Origin of the sequence: Thioalkalivibrio sp. ALE31 (assembly GCF_000377405.1) — a bacterium.
Classification (GTDB): Bacteria; Pseudomonadota; Gammaproteobacteria; order Ectothiorhodospirales; family Ectothiorhodospiraceae; genus Thioalkalivibrio.
The window spans coordinates 21,786-37,825 of the sequence record NZ_KB905029.1; the positions used below are offsets into that span (position 1 = coordinate 21,786).

The 16,040-nt window shown below is 67.9% G+C and carries 15 protein-coding genes; 10 read left to right on the top strand and 5 right to left on the bottom strand.

Annotated features, from left to right (window positions below):
• Positions 1-13 precede the first annotated feature (13 nt).
• The gene (locus tag D103_RS0112320) at positions 14-1,027 is read right to left on the bottom strand and encodes a class 1 fructose-bisphosphatase (protein ID WP_018877009.1); all 1,014 of its coding nucleotides are present in this window, start codon (positions 1,025-1,027) and stop codon (positions 14-16) included.
• A gap of 219 nt (positions 1,028-1,246) precedes the next feature.
• On the opposite strand from D103_RS0112320, the gene D103_RS0112325 reads away from it, so the two are divergent.
• Complete coding sequence (locus tag D103_RS0112325; RefSeq protein ID WP_018877010.1) at positions 1,247-2,512, top strand: 6-phosphofructokinase; 1,266 nt, start codon at positions 1,247-1,249, stop codon at positions 2,510-2,512.
• Between the two features lie 9 nt (positions 2,513-2,521).
• Here D103_RS0112325 and D103_RS0112330 read toward each other — a convergent pair whose 3' ends face one another.
• Complete coding sequence (locus tag D103_RS0112330; protein WP_018867921.1) at positions 2,522-2,761, bottom strand: GDCCVxC domain-containing (seleno)protein; 240 nt, start codon at positions 2,759-2,761, stop codon at positions 2,522-2,524.
• 154 nt (positions 2,762-2,915) lie between these two features.
• Between D103_RS0112330 and D103_RS0112335 the strand changes: the two genes are divergently transcribed.
• The 3 genes from D103_RS0112335 (at position 2,916) to D103_RS0112345 (ending at position 4,929) form a co-directional block, all read left to right on the top strand.
• Entirely contained in the window at positions 2,916-3,353 is a 438-nt protein-coding gene (locus D103_RS0112335; RefSeq protein ID WP_018867922.1) for a hypothetical protein, read from the top strand.
• Positions 3,354-3,461: 108 nt separating this feature from the next.
• Complete coding sequence (locus D103_RS0112340; RefSeq protein ID WP_018877011.1) at positions 3,462-3,884, top strand: PA2779 family protein; 423 nt, start codon at positions 3,462-3,464, stop codon at positions 3,882-3,884.
• 7 nt (positions 3,885-3,891) lie between these two features.
• Positions 3,892-4,929 carry a PA2778 family cysteine peptidase gene (locus D103_RS0112345; RefSeq protein WP_051074676.1) on the top strand — a complete coding sequence of 346 codons (1,038 nt, stop codon included), beginning with the start codon at positions 3,892-3,894 and terminating at the stop codon, positions 4,927-4,929.
• 60 nt (positions 4,930-4,989) lie between these two features.
• Here the strand turns inward: D103_RS0112345 and D103_RS0112350 are convergent, their stop codons facing one another.
• A complete protein-coding gene (locus D103_RS0112350) occupies positions 4,990-5,214 on the bottom strand; it encodes a hypothetical protein (protein ID WP_018877013.1) in 225 nt (74 codons plus the stop codon).
• A gap of 92 nt (positions 5,215-5,306) precedes the next feature.
• Here D103_RS0112350 and coaD point away from each other — a divergent pair, with 92 nt between their 5' ends.
• The 3 genes from coaD to ggt are packed head-to-tail and all read left to right on the top strand — an operon-like array spanning position 5,307 to position 7,804.
• Positions 5,307-5,795, top strand: a complete 489-nt coding sequence (coaD, locus tag D103_RS0112355) for a pantetheine-phosphate adenylyltransferase (RefSeq protein WP_018867926.1) — start codon at positions 5,307-5,309, stop codon at positions 5,793-5,795.
• Positions 5,796-5,831: 36 nt separating this feature from the next.
• A complete protein-coding gene (locus D103_RS0112360) occupies positions 5,832-6,083 on the top strand; it encodes a YfhL family 4Fe-4S dicluster ferredoxin (RefSeq protein ID WP_017942992.1) in 252 nt (83 codons plus the stop codon).
• An 8-nt stretch (positions 6,084-6,091) separates the two neighbouring features.
• Entirely contained in the window at positions 6,092-7,804 is a 1,713-nt protein-coding gene (gene ggt, locus D103_RS0112365; RefSeq protein ID WP_018877014.1) for a gamma-glutamyltransferase, read from the top strand.
• A gap of 210 nt (positions 7,805-8,014) precedes the next feature.
• Here ggt and rpsT read toward each other — a convergent pair whose 3' ends face one another.
• Positions 8,015-8,284, bottom strand: coding sequence for a 30S ribosomal protein S20 (gene rpsT, locus D103_RS0112370; RefSeq protein ID WP_018880926.1), 270 nt, complete (start codon positions 8,282-8,284; stop codon positions 8,015-8,017).
• 160 nt (positions 8,285-8,444) lie between these two features.
• On the opposite strand from rpsT, the gene D103_RS0112375 reads away from it, so the two are divergent.
• Positions 8,445-8,975: a DsrE family protein gene (locus tag D103_RS0112375; protein ID WP_018867929.1), complete on the top strand. Its 531-nt coding sequence runs from the start codon at positions 8,445-8,447 to the stop codon at positions 8,973-8,975.
• 362 nt (positions 8,976-9,337) lie between these two features.
• Here the strand turns inward: D103_RS0112375 and uvrD are convergent, their stop codons facing one another.
• Positions 9,338-11,545 carry a DNA helicase II gene (gene uvrD / locus D103_RS0112380; RefSeq protein ID WP_026280364.1) on the bottom strand — a complete coding sequence of 736 codons (2,208 nt, stop codon included), beginning with the start codon at positions 11,543-11,545 and terminating at the stop codon, positions 9,338-9,340.
• Positions 11,546-11,726: 181 nt separating this feature from the next.
• Between uvrD and D103_RS0112385 the strand changes: the two genes are divergently transcribed.
• Positions 11,727-14,537: a 2-oxoglutarate dehydrogenase E1 component gene (locus D103_RS0112385; RefSeq protein ID WP_018877016.1), complete on the top strand. Its 2,811-nt coding sequence runs from the start codon at positions 11,727-11,729 to the stop codon at positions 14,535-14,537.
• A 35-nt stretch (positions 14,538-14,572) separates the two neighbouring features.
• Complete coding sequence (gene odhB, locus D103_RS0112390; RefSeq protein WP_018877017.1) at positions 14,573-15,922, top strand: 2-oxoglutarate dehydrogenase complex dihydrolipoyllysine-residue succinyltransferase; 1,350 nt, start codon at positions 14,573-14,575, stop codon at positions 15,920-15,922.
• Positions 15,923-16,040: the final 118 nt, after the last annotated feature.

Sequence of the window (16,040 nt, forward strand, 5' to 3'; positions counted from 1 at the left end):
AAGGGCGTAGGGATCAGCCCTCGTTGTGGTAACTGGTGATGCGCTCCACTTCGTTCTTCGCGCCCAGGACCACCGGTACGCGCTGGTGGATGCCCTCGGGGCTGATGTCCATGATGCGCTCGCGGCCGGTGGTGGCGGCACCGCCGGCCTGCTCGATGATGAAGCTCATCGGATTGGCCTCGTACATCAGGCGCAGCTTGCCGGCCGTGCCCTTGGCTTGCATCTTCGTGTCCATCGGGTACAGGAACACCCCGCCACGCGACAGGATGCGATGCACCTCGGCCACCATGGAGGCCACCCAGCGCATGTTGAAGTCCTTGCCGCGGGCGCCTTCCTTGCCGGCCAGGCATTCGTCGATGTAGCGCTTGACCGGGGCCTCCCAGAAGCGGCTGTTGGACATGTTGATCGCGAACTCCTGGGTGTCTTCCGGGATCTGCACGCTGTCCTTGGTCAGCAGGAATTCGCCGAAGTCCTTGTCCAGGGTGAACATCTTCACGCCCTGGCCGGTGGTCATCACCATCATGGTGGACGGGCCGTACAGGCAGTAGCCGGCGGCGACCTGCTTGGTGCCCGGCTGCAGGAAGTCCTCGGTCTTGGGATCGGTGACGCCCTCCGGGGCCTTCAGGATGGAGAAGATCGTGCCGACCGAAACGTTCACATCGATGTTCGAGGAACCGTCCAGCGGATCGAACAGCACCAGGTAGTGGCCGCGCGGCTCGTTGGCCGGCATCTCGCAGATCTCGTCCATCTCCTCGGAGGCCAGGCCGGCGGCGTGGCCGTTGTGGCTCAGGCTCTCGATGAACACCTCGTTGGTGATGATGTCGAGCTTCTTCTGCGTCTCGCCCTGCACGTTCTCGGAGCCGGCGGAGCCGAGCACGCCGACCAGATCACCCTTGTCGACGAGGTCGGAGATCTTCTTGCACGCCACGGAGATGTCGTTCAGCAGACCGGTGAATTCGCCGGTCGCGCCCTGGATGCCGCGCTGGGTTTCGATAATGCAGTTGGTCAGAGTGGTACCGATATGCATGATGCAATCCTGATGCTGTTGTGAATCGGGCGACACGGCGCGAAATGGGGCACAGCAGCCCCGTCGCGGGGCGAACGGCCCCGGCGCGCCGGGTGTCAAAGGCGGCATAGTGTAGCAAAAGCACCCGGAGTGGCCGATCCACGGTACTGATCGTGGCGTGATCGGCCTGGCACTGTGTTTGCTCGGCCTTCGGGAACCAACAGGAAATGGAGGATTCGCATGCCGCAGAACGCGCTGTACGCCCAGTCGGGCGGAGTCACTGCCGTCATCAACGCCAGCGCCTGGGGGGTGATCGAGGCGGTGCGCGCCCACCCGGCCCATTTCGGCAAGATCTATGCGGCGCGCGACGGCATCCTGGGTGTGCTGCGCGAAGAGATCATCGACCTCGACCAGGAGGACCCGCTGACCCTCGCCGCCCTGCGCCACACGCCGGGCGGTGCGTTCGGTTCCTGCCGCTTCGATCTGGGTGACCCCGACAAGGACCCGCAACAATACGAGCGCCTGGTCGAGGTCTTCCGCGCCCATGACATCGGCACCTTCTTCTACAACGGCGGTGGCGGCTCCATGGATACCGCCTTGAAGATCGCAAAGATGGGCGAGCGCATGGGCTTTCCGATCAAGGCGATCGGCGTGCCGAAGACGATCGACAACGACCTTGCCGTGACCGACTCCAGCCCGGGGTTCGGCTCGGCCGCCAAGTTCATCGCCACGGCAGTGCGCGAGGCCAGCCTGGACGTCGAGTCCATGCACACCAGTTCCACCAAGGTGTTCGTGATGGAGGTGATGGGTCGGCATGCCGGCTGGCTGGCGGCCGCCGCGGCGCTGGCGCAGGAGTTCGACGGTCAGCCGCCGATGCTGATCCTGTTCGCCGAGGTCCCGTTCGACCAGGACGACTTCCTCGACCACCTGAACCGGACCATCGAGCGCCACGGCTACTGCGTGGTGGTCGTCTCCGAGGGCATCAAGAACCCGGACGGGGAGTTGTTCTCGGTCGCGCAGAGTCACGACGTGTACGCATATACCCAGCTCGGCGGTGCCGCCCCGCGCCTGGCCGAACTGATCCGCGAAAAGACCGGCCACAAGCTGCACTGGGCCGTGGTGGACTATATCCAGCGCGCCTCGCGCCATATCGCATCGAAGGTGGACGTGGAGCAGGCCTATGCCTGCGGTCGCGCGGCGGTGGAGGGGGTGGTGGCCGGCGAGGACGCCTTCATGCCGATCATTCGCCGGGACTCCAACCAGCCGTACCGCTGGAGCATCGGCTTTACCCCGCTGGAGACCGTCGCGGACATCGAGCAGGGCATGCCGCGCAACTACATCACCCCGGATGGCTACGGCATCACCCAGGCCGCGCGCGACTACCTGCGCCCGCTGATACAGGGCGAGGATGCCCCGCCATTCGAACGGGGCCTGCCCTGCTACCCGCGCATCCGCGGCGAGCTGTTGCCAAAACGCTGCCCGCCATTCGACGTGAAGACCGAGTAGATACGCGGACTACGGACCCGAAGGCCTCCCGGGGGTACAGCAAGCACCGGGGCCCTCCTGCTGGATCGGCGGACAGGGCACGGACCCGTAGGAACAGAAGACGCAGCAATCCCCCGGCAACGGCCTCAGCAGGGCACCGCAGCCGGTGCACTCATAGAACCACTGGCAGGCATCGGTGGGCATCGTCTCGGTCTTCTGATGGCCGCACTCCGGGCAGGTCAGGGTCGAGTCGGGGATGATCTCGTTCATATGCGTTTCAGGTCGGTTTGCGAGGATGGGATGCAAGATCCAGGCGGGCAGGCGAAAAACCCCGCCGGACAACCGGGATCGGCACAAAACGGGCGGTTCCGGAGTCTACAGCACTGCAAGCCCGCGCAAGACGGGCGCCAACACCGGATACCGGATGGAGGAAACGATGTACACGCGAATCCTGAACCGCACGTTTGCCCTGTCGGCCGCCAGCGTCCTGGCCGCCGCATTCCTGGCGCCAGGCCAGGTCGCCGCGCAGGGCGCCTATTTCGCGCCGGCCGATGGCTCGCCGGACGAGGTCACCTTCGAGTACCGCATGCGCGAATACGGCTGTGCCAACGTGCGCGGCCAATGGCGGGCGACCAACAACACCGACGACTGGCTGGAGGTGCGCGTCACCAAGACCGCCTACAACTGCCCCGGCGAGTTGGAGGACGATGTCCGCACGACCACCCGCCTGTGGCGCACCCTCGGTCCGGGCGAGACCCAGGAACGCACGCGTGACAACTCGGTGTGCGGTGGGGCCTGGGCGCGCGGGGTCGAGGTCCTGGAGTACGAGATCAACGTGGTTGACGCCCCCGACGAAAGCTGAGGCCTGTGATTCCGGCCGCGATTTTTCTTCGCGGCCGGTTCCCTTGCGCCGTGGGCGCGCTACACTCGTAAGCGTTATGCACCCCGTCCCCATTCGAGGAGTCTGTCCATGCGCGTCCCTTCGTTTCGCCAAGTCCTGTCCGCCCCCGCGGCCTTTCTGGTCGCGCTGACTCTGACCCTGCTGCCCGCCACCCCGGCCTTCGCCGGCGTGGGCATGCTCGATACCGGCAGCATGATCCAGCAGGCCAGCGCCGACGACACCCGCGCCCAGTTGCTGGAACAGCTCAATGACGCCGATGTTCGTGCCCAGTTGATCGAGATGGGGGTCGACCCCGAACGGGCCGAGCAGCGCGTGGCGCGTCTGACCGACGAGGAACTCGCCCGCCTGGAAGCGCACATGGAAACCGACCCGGCCGGTGCCGCCAGCGCCCTCGGTGTGGTCGCCATCGTGTTCGTGGTGTTCGTGATCCTCGATGCGGTCGGCGTGACCGACATCTTCTCGTTCGTGGGTCCGGCGCGCGCCAACCGCTGACGCGGTCATGACATCCCGGAACCGACGGCGAGCCCCCGGGCTCGCCGTTCTTGTATTCGGCCTGGTGCTTGGGGCATTCGCCCTGGGCGGTTGCGCCACCGCGCCGCAGAGCGCGAGCCTGGCGAGCGAGCGCCCGGCCGACCTGCCGACACGCGTGGAACTGACGGACACGCCCTTCTTCCCGCAGGAGCAATACCAGTGCGGCCCCGCCGCCCTGGCCACGGCCCTGAACGCCCGCGGCATCGACGCCGCGCTGGACGACCTGATCGAGGAAGTCTACCTCCCCGGCCGCGAGGGCAGTCTCCAGGCCGAGATGCGCGCGGCGGTGCGGGCCCGCGACCAGGTCGCCTACCGCATCGAGCCGCAACTGGAGACCGTCCTGCGCGAAGTGGCCGCCGGCAACCCGGTGGTGGTGTTCCAGAACCTCGGCGTGGCCCTGATCCCGGAATGGCACTTCGCAGTGGTGATCGGCTATGACCTGGAGGATCGCGAGATCTTCCTGCGCAGCGGCCCCATCCAGCGCCATGTGAACTCGTTTGCCCGCTTCGAGCGGACCTGGGCCCGCGGGGAACGCTGGGCCTTCCTGGTGATGGCACCGGACACCCTGCCGGCAACGGCCACGCCCCTGCGCTGGCTGCGAGCGGTCAACGAGCTGGAGCAGACCGGACGCCTCGCGGCGGCCGCCACTGGCTATGAAACGGCGATGGAGCGCTGGCCCGACGAGGCCATCCCCTATGTGGGCCGGGCCAACGTGGCGTTTGCCCAGGGCGACCTGACCACGGCCGAGGACGCCCTGCGGAACCTCGTGGAGCGTGATCCGGCGCGTCACGAAGGGTGGAACAACCTGGCGCATGTACTGATCGCCCGCGAGTGCGGTGAGCAGGCACGCGAGGCGGCGAGCTGCGCGGCCGGTCTGGCGGGGCCGGGCAGCTACGCTCGCACCCTCGGCGCGGCGGCGGATGCGCCGGACACGGGGGCCGAATGCCGCGCCCTGCCGCCTTGTGCCACGACGATGGACTCCGCGGCTTTACCGGAGCGCGATTAGGCGGGTGCACGCTTGCGCGGCGCGCGCCGGTCCTCTCCGGCCGGGGCGTGTGCGGCGCGCCTACTTGCGCTTCTCGAGCGTCTGTTCAGCGTGCTTAAGGACCAGGCCCAGGTTCTGTTTCTCGACGTCCGTGACCTGCGGGTCTTCCTTCACGGCGTGGCGCAGGTGTTCCACCAGTTGCGCCAGTTCGTCGCGCGAGATCTGGTGAAAATTGAAGCCGCCACCGTAGCGGGACTCGAGCTGATCCCAGTAGTCGGCAAGCGGAGGGCGGTAGTCGTCACTCATGGGGCATTCCCTGGTTGCGGTGCGGCGGGCGCATTTTGTCTGCTTGCGGTGCTTGGGGTCTAATGGGGGCTTTCCCGGCCGGCCTTTCGCCCATGTCCGTTACCGCTATCTACCCCGGCACCTTCGATCCCATCACGCATGGTCACACCGATATCGTGCGCCGGGCCGCCCGCCTGTTCGATCGCGTGGTGATCGCGGTGGCCGCCAATCCCAACAAGGGCCCGGCCTTCCCGCTGGAGACGCGCGTGGCCCTGGCCCGCGAGGCCGTGGGCGAGATCCCCGGCGTCGAGGTGCAGGGGTTCAACGTACTGCTGGCGCATTTTGTCCACGCCCAGCGCGCCAACGTAATCCTGCGCGGTTTGCGGGCGGTGTCCGACTTCGAACACGAATTCCAGCTGGCGGCGATGAACCGCCAGCTGGCGCCGGAGGTCGAAACCCTGTTCCTGACACCGGCCGAGGAATACAGCTTCGTCTCCTCGAGTCTGGTACGGGAAATCGCCCGTCTGGGCGGCGACGTCTCAAAATTCGTGAGCCCCGGCGTGGCGCGCATGCTGGCCGAACAAAACGGCCTGGAGCGCTAGCGGCCGGGCCCTGCGACTGGATACGAGGATTGGCCCATGGCCCTGATGATCACCGACGAATGCATCAACTGCGATGTCTGCGAGCCCGAGTGCCCGAACGAGGCCATCTACCCGGGTGACGAGATCTACGAGATCGACCCCAATCTGTGCACGGAATGTGTTGGGCACTTCGACGAGCCGCAGTGCCAGGATGTCTGCCCGGTCGACTGCATCCCGCTGGACCCGGATCACAAGGAGACCCGAGAACAGCTCCAGGCCAAGTATGAAGCCCTGATGGCCGCGAAGTAGGCAACCTCGTGGACTGGCATCGACCCCTCCAGCGCGGCGCCGTCCTTGTCACCCTAGCACTGGCCGCCCCGCTGGCCTGGGCCGGGCCCGGGCAGCATGCGGTGGCCACTGCCCACCCCGCGGCCACCGAGGCCGGCGAGGCCGTGCTGCGCGACGGCGGCAATGCCTTCGACGCCGCCGTGGCCATCACCGCCGCGCTGGGCGTGGCCGAACCCTATGGCTCCGGCCTCGGGGGCGGCGGGTTCTTCCTGCTGTACGAGGCCGACTCGAACCGCAGCGTGATGGTCGACGCTCGCGAGACCGCCCCGGCCGCGGCGCATCGCGACATGTATCTGGATGCGGAAGGCGAGGTGGTCGACGGACTGTCGCTGGACGGCGTGCTGGCGGCGGGCATCCCCGGCATGCCGGCCGGCCTCGATCACCTCGCGCGGAACTACGGGCGTCTGTCCCTGGCGGACAGCCTGGCCCCGGCGATCCGTCTGGCCGAGGATGGCGTGCCCGTCAGCGGTCGCTATCGGCAGATGGCGGGGTTCCGCCACCAGGCCCTGCGCGACGGGGCAGACGCGCGCGACATCTACCTGGACGACGGCCAGCTGCCGGACGAAGGGGCGCCCCTGCGCCAGCCGGATCTGGCCGCGACCCTGCGGCGCCTGGCGGACGCCGGCCGCGACGGGTTCTATACCGGCGAACTGGCCGAGCTGCTGGTCGCGGGGGTGCGCGAGGCGGGCGGGATCTGGACGCTGGACGACCTCGCCGGTTACGCGGTGGTCGAGCGCGACCCGATCCGACTCGACTACCACGGGGCCGAGATCACCACGGCATCCCCGCCATCCTCCGGGGGGGTGGCACTGGGGCAGATCCTGAACATCCTTTCATTCTATGACCTCGAGGCACTGGCGCCGGACATGCGCGCCCATCTGACCATCGAGGCCATGCGCCGCGCGTACCGCGACCGGGCCGAGTATCTGGGCGATCCGGATCATGTCGAGATGCCGCTGGAGCGGTTGTTGTCGCGCGACTACGCCGCCGGACTGCGCGCCACGATCCATCCGGACACGGCCACCCCCAGCCGCTACCTGCCGCTGTCGGTGGATCCGCAGGCCGACCACCCGGAGGCCGCCGCCACCGAGAGCCGCCAGACGACGCATTTCTCCGTGATCGATGCCGAGGGCAACCGCGTCGCGGCTACCCTGACCCTCAACTACCCCTTCGGCGCCGGCTATGTGGTGCCCGGCACCGGTGTGCTCCTGAACAACGAGATGGACGACTTCTCGGCGAAACCGGGCGAGCCCAACGCCTACGGCCTGGTCGGCTTCGAGGCCAACGCCATCGCCCCGCAGCGCCGGCCGCTGTCGAGCATGAGCCCGACCTTCGTCGACACCGGCGAGCGGGTGGCGATCCTGGGGACGCCCGGGGGCAGCCGTATCATCACCATGGTGCTGCACGGCATCCTCGGGGTGCTCGAGGGACAGTCCATCGAGGATGTGGTGGCGGCTCCGCGCTATCACCACCAGTACCTGCCGGACCGGGTCGAGCACGAGACCGGCGCCTTTGATGCCGAGTTGCGCGGCCAGCTGGTCGCGCGCGGGCACCAGCTGGTGCCTCAGGTCCGCCCGTTCGGCGACATGCACGCCATTCTGTGGGAGCCCGAGGCCGACCGTCTGGAGGCCGCCTCCGACCCGCGCGGCGAGGGCGAGGCGCGCGTCTTTCAGCTCCCGTAACCCTCATTGTGGAAGGAACGCGGCAGTCGCGGGTACCCCGAGAGCTCGCCACGTCGCTGTGCGACTCGCGATGACGGGGGATAGCGGCGACGAATACGTTCAGGGGCGCGCCGAATGCCACCCACGCAAAAAGCCGCGCCCGTTTGCGGGGCGCGGCTTCGCGATTCAGCTATCCGCGGCCGGCGCGAGGCCGGCCAGATGCCCGGGGGCTTAGCCCTGGGCCAGGTCGCGGATGCGGGCGTTCAGACGGCTCTTGTGACGGGCCGCCTTGTTCTTGTGGATCAGGCCCTTGCTCACGGTCTTGTCGATCACCGGCACGGCCGACTTGTAGGCCTCGGCGGCAGCCTGGGCATCGCCCTTGTGCAGCGGCTTCAGCACGGCCTTCATGGCCGTACGGAAACGGGAGCGCAGCGCCATGTTGTGGGCGCGGTTCTTGACCGCCTGACGGGCCCGCTTACGGGCAGAAGCAATATTCGCCAAAGTACTTCCCTCGCGTTGAATCGCTAGGTTCTGGAAAAGGCGGCAGAGCATACCGCCGGGCCGGCTGCGCGTCAACCGGGAGCGGGGCGTGGCGGGAATGACAGGGGGGTTCCGGGGCGTCTACTCTAGAAAGAAACAACACCATACAAAGGAGACCACGATGAACCGCTTTCCCCGGACCCTTCAAACCACCTCGGCAACCGCCGCGGGCATGGCCCTCCTGCTGGCCACCCTGCTGGTCGCGAGCCTGGCCTTCATGCCCCATGCCAAGGCCTTCGAGCCGGAGGCCAAGGTGGTCTATCACGCCGACTTCGCCGACCCGCGCCGCTTCTCCGCGATGCTGACCAGCATCAATAACATGATGACGCACTACCAGAACGAGTTCATCGACGCCGACGTGCGCATCGTGTTCGTGGCCCACGGCATCCGCTTCCTGACCGACGACAATCTCGCCGATACGCCGTTCGAGGCCGACGAGGAACTGAAGGAAGAGCGCGAGACCCTGCGCGGCCGCCTGATGAGCCTCGCAAGCACCCATGGCGTGAAGCTGGAACTGTGCGAGATCACCCGCTCGCAGATCGGCCTCGACGAGGATCTGATCTACGACCACGTGAATTTCGTCCCCTCGGGCGTGGTGCGCGTGGCCGAACTGCAGAACGAGGAAGGCTTCGCCTACATCAAGATCGAGTGATCGCCGTTCGGCTTGATGCTCACAAGCCCCGCCTCGGCGGGGCTTTTTTGTGTCACCACGAAGCGCACGAAGATACGAAGGGGATCAAGGGCGTTTGCACCACAGAGGGCACGGAGAAACCCCGCGAAGGGGGGCAGGATGTGACGAGCGCAGCGAATCGCATCGTGTCGCTATTGAGTACGTCATCGCGAGAAGCGAAGCGACGTGGCGATCGGGTTGGGATCCCCTCCAGTGTTACCCAAAGGATTGCCGCGCGACGCTCACAACGCCCGCCCTATCAATCCAGCCCATCTCTTCCTGTCTCCCCACCTTCCTGTAAATCGCCCTGGCCCTTCTCCGTGGTGAAATAAGCGGCATTCCGCCTAACCCAGAACCTCCAGTTTGGCGAAGCTGAGCACCAGCCACTTGGAGCCGGCGTGGGCGAAGTTCACCTGTACCCGCGCCGAGTTGCCGGAGCCCTCGAACTGGGTGACCAAGCCCTCGCCGAACTTCGCGTGATGCACACGGGCGCCGATGGCCAGGCCCGCCGCGGAGGCCTCGGCGGCCTGTGCATCCATGGACCCAAAGCCCGCCGTCTTCTGCCGGGCCGCCGCAAAGCGTCCGGCGCCGTAGGGCGAGGCCTGCGGGCGCAGCACCTCCAGCGCGTCCTCCGGGATCTCGTTGATGAAGCGCGAGGCGACGTTGTAGGACTCGCGCCCGTACAACCGACGGGTCTCGGCGTGGATCAGGTACAGCTCCTTCTCGGCGCGGGTCATACCGACGTAGGCCAGGCGGCGCTCCTCCTCCAGCCGGCCCGGCTCCTCCAACGAGCGCGCGTTGGGGAACAGGCCCTCCTCCATGCCGGTCAGGAACACCAGCGGGAACTCCAGGCCCTTGGCAGAGTGCAGGGTCATCATCTGCACCGCGTCCTCGTGCGGGTCGGCCGCGCCCTCGCCGGCCTCCAGCGCCGCGTGGGCGAGGAATTCGGTCAGCGGATTGCCCTCGCCTTCCTCGCTCTCGGCGGTGGATTCCATGTCAAAGGCGCGCGCCGCCCCCACCAGTTCGTCCAGGTTCTCCAGGCGCGCCTCGCCGCGCTCGCCCTTTTCCTTCTTGTAGTGCTCGCGCAGCTGGGCGCGCTCGATCGCCTGCTCCACCTGGTCCGCCAGCGGCTGGCGCGGGAGCTCCTGCTGCAGATCGCGGACCAGCTGCACGAACCCGGCGACCGCGTTGCGCGCGCGCCCGGGCAGGGCGTCGGCATCCACCGCGTGGGCCGCCGCCTGAAGCAGGCTGGTGTCCGCCGCCTGGGCCGCCTGGCGCAGGCCCTCCAGGGTCTTTTCGCCGATCCCGCGCGGCGGCTGGTTGACCACGCGCAGGAACGCGGCGTCGTCATCGCCGTTGCCGGCCAGGCGCAGGTAGGCCAGGGCGTCGCGGATCTCCTGGCGCTCGAAGAAGCGCAGACCGCCGTAGACGCGGTAGGGCATGCGCCGGCCGATGAAGGTCTCTTCCAGCACGCGCGACTGGGCGTTGGAGCGGTAGAGCACGGCGCACTCGCGGTACAGCCCGCCCTCGTCCACATGGCGGGCGATGGTCTCGGCGATAAAGCGCGCCTCTTCCTGCTCGTTCAGCGCGGTGTACAGGCGCACCGGCGCGCCCTCCTTGTCCTCGGTCCACAGCTCCTTGCCGAGGCGGCCGGCGTTGTGGCGGATCAAGGCGTTGGCCGCGTTCAGGATGTTGGCGCTGGAACGGTAGTTCTGCTCCAGGCGCACGACCTGGGTGCCCGGGTAGTCCTGCTGGAAGTGCTGGATGTTCTCGATCTTCGCGCCGCGCCAGCCATAGATGGACTGGTCGTCGTCGCCGACCGCGAACACGGGGCTGTCGCCGGCCAGCAGGCGCAGCCAGGCGTACTGGATATCGTTGGTGTCCTGGAACTCGTCGACCAGCACATGGCGAAAGCGCGTGCGGTAGTGCTCCAGCAGCGCCTTGTTGTCGCGCAGCAGCTCCAGCGAGCGCAGCATCAGCTCGGCGAAGTCCACCACGCCGGCGCGCTCGCAGGCCTGCTGGTAGGTGGTGTAGACGCGCACCCACTGGCGCGCGACGGGGTCGCCGGTATCCGGCAGGTGTTCCGGGCGCGAGCCCTCGTCCTTGCGCGCGTTGATGTACCACTGCGCCTGCTTCGGCGGCCAGCGCGCCTCGTCCAGTTCCAGGCCGCGCAGCACGCGCTTGACCATGCGCAGCTGATCGTCGGAGTCGAGGATCTGGAAGCCCTGCGGCAGTTTCGCCTCCTGCCAGTGCTGGCGCAGCAGCCGGTGCGCCAGGCCGTGGAAGGTGCCGACCCACAGCCCCGTGGCCGGGTGGCCCAGCAGCGCCTCGATGCGCCCGCGCATCTCGGCCGCCGCCTTGTTGGTGAAGGTGACCGCCAGCAGGCTGTGCGGGGCCACGCCCTCCACGCCGATCAGCCAGGCGATGCGGTGCACCAGCACGCGGGTCTTGCCGGAGCCGGCGCCGGCCAGTACCAACAGCGGCTGCGGCGGGGCGGCCACGGCCTCGCGCTGGGCCGGGTTCAGGGAATCAAGCAGGGGGGAGACATCCATGCGCGAATGGTAGGGAAACCCGGCCGGAATCGCACGTTCCACATGCGGGCCGTGTGCCTTCGGCCGGGCAAACGCGCTACTCTCGAAGTCAGCCCGCGTCGAAGCGCCAGGGTGCCTGCAAGGAACCTCGCACGCCGACGGAGTCACAAGGGTAGTCGCATCAGGAATGGGAAGACCGCGAATGAACGAGATGCCATCCCGGCACCGGCTGGACAGCCCCGTCTCCGGCCAGGAACTGCACCCCGACAATCTGGCCTTTGCCGAGGGTCTGCTGGAGCGCTACCGCGAGGACCCCGATTCGGTCCCGCCCGCCTGGGCCGACTATTTTCGCTCGCTGGAAGGTGTGTCGCGGCCGGAACGCCGCCGGCGTTCGACCGACCGTCCGGACCTGGCGCACGAACAACTGCAGATCCGGGTGCTGCAGTTCATCAACGCCTACCGCTATCTCGGGCACTTCGGCGCCCGCCTCGACCCGCTGGAACGCGAGTCCCCCGAGCCGCCGCGCGAGCTGAGCCGCGAGCATCACGGGCTGGACCAGGTCGGCCCGGACATCACCTTCGATCCGGGTTCCCTGTTTATCGAGGGGCGCGTCTCGCTCGATACCATCGAGCGGGTCCTGAAGGAGACCTACTGCGCCAGTATCGGCGCGGAATACATGCACCTGATGGCCACCGACGAGAAGCGCTGGCTGCAGGAACGCCTGGAGTCCGCGCATGGCCGGTTCGGCTTCGACGACGAGACGCGCCTGGCCATCCTCGAGCGTCTCACCGCGGCCGAGGGCCTGGAGCGCTACCTGCACCGGCGCTATGTCGGACAGAAGCGTTTCTCGCTGGAGGGCGCGGAGAGCCTGATCCCGCTGCTGAATGCCCTGGTCCAGCGTGGCGGCGCGCGCGGGCTGCACGAACTCGTGGTCGGCATGGCCCATCGCGGGCGCCTGAACGTGCTGGTCAACCTGTTCGGCAAGTCGCCGGAGGAACTGGCCAACGAATTCGAGGGCCGGCCGCGTGACGATCGCGGTACCGGGGACGTGAAGTACCACATGGGATTCTCGTCGGATCTGGATACGCCGGGCGGGCCGGTTCACCTGGCGCTCGCCTTCAATCCGTCGCATCTGGAGATCGTCACCCCGGTAGTCGAGGGCTCAGTGCGCGCGCGCCAGGTCCGCGTTGGCGATCGCAAGGGCAACCGCGTGATGCCGGTGGTGATCCATGGCGATGCCGCGTTCGCCGGGCAGGGCGTGGTCATGGAGACCTTGAACATGTCCCAGACCCGGGGGTTCTCCACCAAGGGCACCGTGCACGTGGTGGTGAACAACCAGATCGGGTTCACGACATCGACCCTGAAAGACGCACGTTCGACCCATTACGCGACCGATGTGGCCAAGATGGTGAATGCACCCATCCTGCACGTGAACGGCGACGACCCCGAGGCCGTGGTGTTTGTCACCCAGATCGCGCTGGACTACCGCATGCGCTTCGGCAAGGACGTGGTGATCGACCTGGTCTGCTATCGCCGCCAGGGGCACAACGAAGCCGACGAACCGGCCGCCACTCAGCCGCGCATGTACCACCGCATCCGCGAGCTGCCGACCACCCGCGAGCGCTACGCCACGCGCCTGATCCGCGACGGCCTGACCACCGAAGAGGCCCAGGATCAGGCCCTGGAGGACTACCGCGGCCGGCTGGATGCCGGACAGCCGGTGGCACTGTCGCTGCTGCGCGAGCGCAATGGCCATACCGGGTCTTCGACCAACTGGGGCCCCTACGTGAACCAGACCTGGGACCAGGACGTGGAGACCGGTGCGCCCGCCGAGCGTCTGGCGCGCACCCTGGAGCAGCTGTCCACGCCGCCGGAGGGCTTTCGCCCGAACGACCGCGTGCAGAAGATCCTGGAGGCCCGCGTCGCCATGGCGCGGGGCGAACAGCCGCTCGACTGGGGCGCGGCCGAGACTCTGGCCTATGGGGCGCTGATCCAGGATGGCTACCGCATCCGTCTGTCCGGACAGGACTCCAGCCGGGGCACCTTCTTCCACCGCCATGCGGTGCTGCACGACCAGGAGACCGGGAAGGCCATCGTGCCGCTGCGGCGTCTGGACCCGGACCATCCGCGCTTCCTGGTAATCGACTCGCTGCTCTCCGAGGAGGGCGTGCTGGCCTTCGAATATGGTTACGCCACCGCCGCCCCGGAGGCCCTGGTGATCTGGGAGGCGCAGTTCGGCGACTTCGTGAACGGCGCCCAGGTGGTAATCGACCAGTTCATCTCCTCCGGGGAGCAGAAATGGGGCCGCCTGTCCGGTCTGACCCTGCTGCTGCCGCACGGCTACGAGGGGCAGGGTCCGGAACACTCCTCGGCGCGCCCGGAGCGCTTCCTGCAGCTCGCGGCACAGGAGAATATGCAGGTCTGCGTGCCGACCACGCCAGCGCAGATGTTCCACCTGCTGCGCCGCCAGATGCTGCGCCCCTACCGCAAGCCACTCGTCGTGATGACGCCCAAGAGCCTGCTGCGACACAAGGACGCAGTCTCCGACCTCGATGCCCTGGCCAGCGGCCAGTACCAGACGGTCATCGACGACGCCGGCATCGACGACCCGAACCGGGTGAAGCGCGTCCTGCTCACCAGCGGCCGCATCTTCTACGACCTGGCCGCCCGCCAGGCCGAGGGCGAGCACGCGGACACGGCCATCCTGCGCCTGGAACAGTGCTACCCCTTCCCCGAGGCACGCCTGACCGAGCTGCTGGGCCGCTACCCGGAGGCGGACGAGTTCGTCTGGGTCCAGGACGAGCCGGAGAACCAGGGGTATCTGGAGTTCGTCGCGCCGCGCATCAACCCGCTGCTGGCGGTACGCGGCCAGACCCTGCACGCGGTGGCGCGGCCCCCGGCTGCGGCCCCTGCCGTCGGCTACCCCGAGGTGCACAAGGCCCAGCTGAAGGATCTGCTCGAACGTGCGTTCGGGCCCATCAGCTCGCGGGACACGCCGCACCCGACGCCCTGAATCTTCGAAACTGACGTACAGCACAAGGAAGCGAGATGGCAACCGATCGCACCCCGATCCAGGTCCCGGAACTCCCCGAATCGGTCGCCGACGCGACCGTGATCGCCCTGCACAAAAAGGCCGGGGACCCCGTCAAGCGCGATGAACTCATTGCCGAGCTGGAGACCGACAAGGTGGTCCTCGAGGTGTCGGCGCCTGGCCCCGGCACCCTGGTGGAGCTGTCCGCCAGCGAGGGCGACGTGGTCAAGGCCGATGCCGTGCTGGGCTATCTGGGGCCGGCCGAGGCCGCGCCAAAGGATGAGGAAGACGAGTCCGGTGACGAACCGGAGCCGGCGAAGACCGCGGCTCAGGGGCAGACTGCCGAGCCCGCCCCGGCTGCCGACGCACAGGAGGAGCGCGCCGACGCGCAGCCCGCTGCCGAGTCCGCAGCGTCCGGTACGGGCGCGGATGATGCCGGCAGTGCGCCGCCGCCCTCTCCCTCCGTTCGGCGCTTGTTGCAGGAGGCCGGGCTCAGTGCCGGGGAGGTCGAGGGCACTGGGGAAGATGGGCGCATCCAGCGCGAGGATGTGGAGCGCGTTCGTGACCAGCGGGCCGCGGGTTCCGGGACCCGTACGGGTGCGCAGGCGGAAGACTCCGGTTCGGCCGCCCGCACGGCGCAACGCCCGACCGAGCCGACGGACCGTGCCGAACGCATCGAGCGCGTGCCCATGACGCGGCTGCGTGCGCGCATCGCCGAGCGCCTGCTGGAGGCCAAGCAATCCACCGCGATGCTGACCACCTTCAACGAGATCGACATGTCCGCGGCGATGGCCCTGCGCGGGCGCTACAAGGAGACCTTCGAGAAGCGCCATTCCATCAAGCTCGGCTTCATGGGCCTGTTCGTGGCCGCGGCCACGCGGGCGCTGGAGCGCTTCCCGGTGATCAATGCCGCGCTGGACGGCGAGGAGATTGTCTACCATCACTACAGCGACATCGGGATCGCGGTGTCGTCACCGCGCGGGCTGGTCGTACCGGTGCTGCGCGATACCGGCAACGCCAGCGTCGCCGACATCGAGCGCCGCATCCGCGACTTCGCCGAGCGTGCCCGCGACGGCAAGCTGGATATCGACGAGCTGCGCGGGGGCACCTTCACCATCACCAACGGCGGTGTGTTTGGCTCGCTGTTCTCGACGCCCATCCTGAACCCGCCGCAAAGCGCGATCCTGGGCATGCACGCGATCAAGGAGCGCCCCGTTGCGGTGGACGGCGAGGTGGTGATCCGGCCGATGATGTACGTAGCTCTATCCTACGATCACCGTCTGGTGGATGGCGCCGATGCGGTGCAGTTCCTGGTCGCCATCAAGGACGCCATCGAGGACCCGGCGCGCCTGCTCCTCGACGTCTGACCCCGGGCGCCGGACCGCTCCCCGTAGGAGGCCAGCCCTCTGGCCGATAGGGGCTCTGGCGAATGGGGCGTCGGGCAGGCCCCTATCGGCCAGAGGGCTGGCCTCCTACAGTTGCGGG

What these genes read in the sequence shown, in the direction of transcription:
- D103_RS0112320 (WP_018877009.1), bottom strand. Translation starts at nt 1,027, where the DNA reads ATGCATATCGGTACCACTCTGACCAACTGCATTATCGAAACCCAGCGC.
- odhB (WP_018877017.1), top strand. Translation starts at nt 14,573, where the DNA reads ATGGCAACCGATCGCACCCCGATCCAGGTCCCGGAACTCCCCGAATCG.
- D103_RS0112335 (WP_018867922.1), top strand. Translation starts at nt 2,916, where the DNA reads ATGGAGGAAACGATGTACACGCGAATCCTGAACCGCACGTTTGCCCTG.
- D103_RS0112325 (WP_018877010.1), top strand. Translation starts at nt 1,247, where the DNA reads ATGCCGCAGAACGCGCTGTACGCCCAGTCGGGCGGAGTCACTGCCGTC.
- D103_RS0112350 (WP_018877013.1), bottom strand. Translation starts at nt 5,214, where the DNA reads ATGAGTGACGACTACCGCCCTCCGCTTGCCGACTACTGGGATCAGCTC.
- D103_RS0112385 (WP_018877016.1), top strand. Translation starts at nt 11,727, where the DNA reads ATGAACGAGATGCCATCCCGGCACCGGCTGGACAGCCCCGTCTCCGGC.
- coaD (WP_018867926.1), top strand. Translation starts at nt 5,307, where the DNA reads ATGTCCGTTACCGCTATCTACCCCGGCACCTTCGATCCCATCACGCAT.
- D103_RS0112340 (WP_018877011.1), top strand. Translation starts at nt 3,462, where the DNA reads ATGCGCGTCCCTTCGTTTCGCCAAGTCCTGTCCGCCCCCGCGGCCTTT.
- D103_RS0112330 (WP_018867921.1), bottom strand. Translation starts at nt 2,761, where the DNA reads ATGAACGAGATCATCCCCGACTCGACCCTGACCTGCCCGGAGTGCGGC.
- uvrD (WP_026280364.1), bottom strand. Translation starts at nt 11,545, where the DNA reads ATGGATGTCTCCCCCCTGCTTGATTCCCTGAACCCGGCCCAGCGCGAG.
- D103_RS0112375 (WP_018867929.1), top strand. Translation starts at nt 8,445, where the DNA reads ATGAACCGCTTTCCCCGGACCCTTCAAACCACCTCGGCAACCGCCGCG.
- D103_RS0112360 (WP_017942992.1), top strand. Translation starts at nt 5,832, where the DNA reads ATGGCCCTGATGATCACCGACGAATGCATCAACTGCGATGTCTGCGAG.
- D103_RS0112345 (WP_051074676.1), top strand. Translation starts at nt 3,892, where the DNA reads ATGACATCCCGGAACCGACGGCGAGCCCCCGGGCTCGCCGTTCTTGTA.